The sequence below is a fragment of the Micromonospora sp. NPDC047753 genome, assembly GCF_040642735.1.
In the GTDB taxonomy this organism is placed as follows: Bacteria; Actinomycetota; Actinomycetes; order Mycobacteriales; family Micromonosporaceae; genus Micromonospora.
The window spans coordinates 1-2,686 of record NZ_JBEYSL010000702.1 but is presented as its reverse complement, the minus strand read 5'-3'; the positions used below and the strand labels follow the sequence as shown (position 1 = coordinate 2,686).

Sequence of the window (2,686 nt, the reverse complement as noted above, 5' to 3'; positions counted from 1 at the left end):
CACCGATCCGCTCATGGCTGGGATCAGGCGGCGGTCAACGGGGGAATCACAATGAGACAGAGCACCACTGTGCTCATGCTGGCTCTGACCAGCGGTCTGTTCTTTGCTGCCGGCTGCACTCCGGCGACTGAGGCCACGTCCACCGACGAACCGGTTCAGGCCACCGCCACCGCCACCGCCGCGCCGTCCCCGACGCCCGACGTCCGCGCTGAACTGGTCGCGGCATTGCAGCGGTCGCATGGGGCTGCCCACCGGTACGCAGTGCGCGGCAACCTGCCCGAAGGGCAGAAGGTCAACGGCACGGGTGCCTTCGACCCGAAGAAGCGCCGTTTCCAGACCACGATCTCGGTCACCGGCGGGAAGTACCCGTCGGCGGGGAGCCGGATCGTGATTGGCAACGACAGTTACGTGCGGCCGTCCGACGACAAGGACTGGGTGCACGTCGATCTGAAGCGAGTGAAGCGCGACGACCCCTTTCTCCGCTTCGACTGGGTCGACCCGACCGGCCTGAAGGCGTTCACCTCGTCGATCGCCTCGGTGGACCGCGTCGATCCGCATACCTACACGGGCCGTTTCGACCCCACCGGCAAGGACGCCACATCGTTCCTCCCCGTGGGTGCACCGAGCATCGTCTCGATCGGCATACGTCTGTCGCCGTTCACGATCACCACCAACGACCAGGGTTGGGTCACCTCGATCAAGGTGGAGCTGAGCCCCAGCGAAGGCCCGAAACTGACGCTGACCACCACCATGAAAGATCACGGAAAGTCCTTGAAGATCAACGCGCCGGCACGCGCTGGTGAGGCCGCCGACTTCTACTACCGCAAGTGACAGCTCGGCCGTTCCGGCCCGACCGGACGACGTGGTGCCCGACGGTAACCTGGGGCCGGAGCAGCGCGGAGCGGGGCGGGGACAGATGAGTCGGGCGGTGGAGGAGTCAAACCGGGCGATGCTGCGCGCCCGGGACGCGATGGACAGGGCGTACGCCGAGCCTCTGGACATCCCCGCGTTGGCCCGGATCGCGCACGTCTCGCAGGCGCACTTCATCCGTACCTTCCGGGCCACCTTCGGTGAGACCCCGCACCGCTACCTGCAACGCCGCCGGGTGGAGCGGGCGATGTCGTTGCTGCTGGACACCGACCGGGACGTGACGGACATCTGTTACGCCGTCGGCTTTGGCAGCCTGGGCACGTTCAGCCGGACGTTCCGGCAGATCGTCGGGGAGTCGCCCTCGGATTTCCGGCGTCAGCGCGTCGCGCCGGCCAACGTGCCGTCGTGCTTCACCAAAGCCTGGACCCGACCAAGCAGTTTTGGATAAGCAGCAGGTCAGGGGCTACGTCTAGCGTCATGGGCATGACGATGAACGCGATCAGCCGCTCCCAGATCTACGTCCTCGACCAGGACGCCGCGCTTGACTTCTACGTCAACAAGCTCGGCATGGAGGTCAACACCGACCAGGACCTCGGCTTCATGCGGTGGCTCACTGTCAACCTGCCCGGCGACCCGGAGCGCGAGATCCTGTTGGAGAAGCCCGGCCCGCCCGCGCTGGACCCGGCCACCGCCGAGCAGGTCCGGGAGCTGCTCACCAAGGGTGCCCTCGGCGGGTACCTCTTCATGACCACTGACGACGCCCGCAAGACGCACGAGGATCTTGTGGCGAAGGGCGTCGAGATCACGGACGAGCCGACCGAGCGCCCGTACGGGATCGACTTCGGCATCCGGGACCCGTTCGGCAACCGGATCCGCATCGGCCAGATGTTCCCCCGGGCGTAGAGGGCGTGCGATCAGCCGGGCTGCGGCGTTAGGACCGGGAGGTACGGGGTCGAACTCGTACCTCCCGTTGTGTTGAGGTGGGGTCATGGTGACCCGACTGCTGTACCTGACCCGACATGCCGAGCAGGATCTCTCCGAGCCGAGTGGGCCGGACGCCGGCGAACCGGATACCGGCCTGTCGGAGCGCGGCCGGCGGCAGGCCACCCTGCTGGGCGAACGCCTGGGGGCCCGGCGGTTCGCCGCCGTCCACCACGGGCCGCTGCGCCGGGCCGCGCAGACCGCCGAGCTGGTCGCCAAGTCGCTGCCCGATGTTCCGGTGTACGAGACGGAGCTGGCCGGCGACCACCTCCCACACGACACGGACCCGGTTGGGCTGCCGCCCGCGTACGCCGAGTTCCTGACGCAGTTCTCGGCGGCCGAGCGGGCCGACGGGCCGCGAGTGACGGCGGACGCGGTGCGACGGTTCGCCGGCCCGGTCGCCGAGGGACCCGCCGGCGGCGAACCGGTCCGCGAGCTGGTCGTGACGCACAGTTTCCTGATCGCCTGGCTGGTGCGGCACGCCCTCGACGCGCCGGAGTGGCGCTGGCTGGGCTTGAACGCGCACAACGCGGGGCTGACCGTCATCCGGTACAGCGCGGCCGGCCCGCCGAATCTGATCGCCGTCAACGACGTGGCCCACCTACCGCCGGAGCTGCGGGGCACCGGCCTGCCCCCGGACTATCTGATTTAGGCCGCGGTGGTCCGCAGGAGCAGCTTGACCACCGCCTGGGTGGCGGGCGGTGGCGGCTCGTCGGTCGGGCAGTCGACGTACGCGGTGTCGTTGCCGGCCACGGTGAGGCGGTAGTTCATCACGTCCGCGCAGTTGGTCGCGGTGGTGGGTCGCTGCGCCTCGCTGGCGAGCCGGGGGTCGGCG

The 2,686-nt window shown here is 68.9% G+C and carries 5 protein-coding genes; 4 read left to right on the top strand and 1 reads right to left on the bottom strand.

The features are described from left to right. From ABZ749_RS33410 to ABZ749_RS33395, 4 genes are all read left to right on the top strand, one after another. Positions 1-831 (top strand): hypothetical protein (locus ABZ749_RS33410; protein ID WP_357234992.1); only part of this gene is annotated, 831 nt, incomplete at its 5' end. Between the two features lie 85 nt (positions 832-916). After that, positions 917-1,318 (top strand): AraC family transcriptional regulator, encoded by a 402-nt coding sequence (locus ABZ749_RS33405; RefSeq protein WP_357234989.1) that lies wholly within the window; start codon positions 917-919, stop codon positions 1,316-1,318. Positions 1,319-1,353: 35 nt separating this feature from the next. Further along, complete coding sequence (locus tag ABZ749_RS33400) at positions 1,354-1,773, top strand: VOC family protein (RefSeq protein WP_088952055.1); 420 nt, start codon at positions 1,354-1,356, stop codon at positions 1,771-1,773. An 85-nt stretch (positions 1,774-1,858) separates the two neighbouring features. After that, positions 1,859-2,503: a histidine phosphatase family protein gene (locus ABZ749_RS33395; protein ID WP_357234986.1), complete on the top strand. Its 645-nt coding sequence runs from the start codon at positions 1,859-1,861 to the stop codon at positions 2,501-2,503. Here ABZ749_RS33395 and ABZ749_RS33390 read toward each other — a convergent pair. Continuing rightward, positions 2,500-2,686 (bottom strand): hypothetical protein (locus tag ABZ749_RS33390; protein WP_357234983.1); only part of this gene is annotated, 187 nt, incomplete at its 5' end. The genes ABZ749_RS33395 and ABZ749_RS33390 overlap by 4 nt on opposite strands.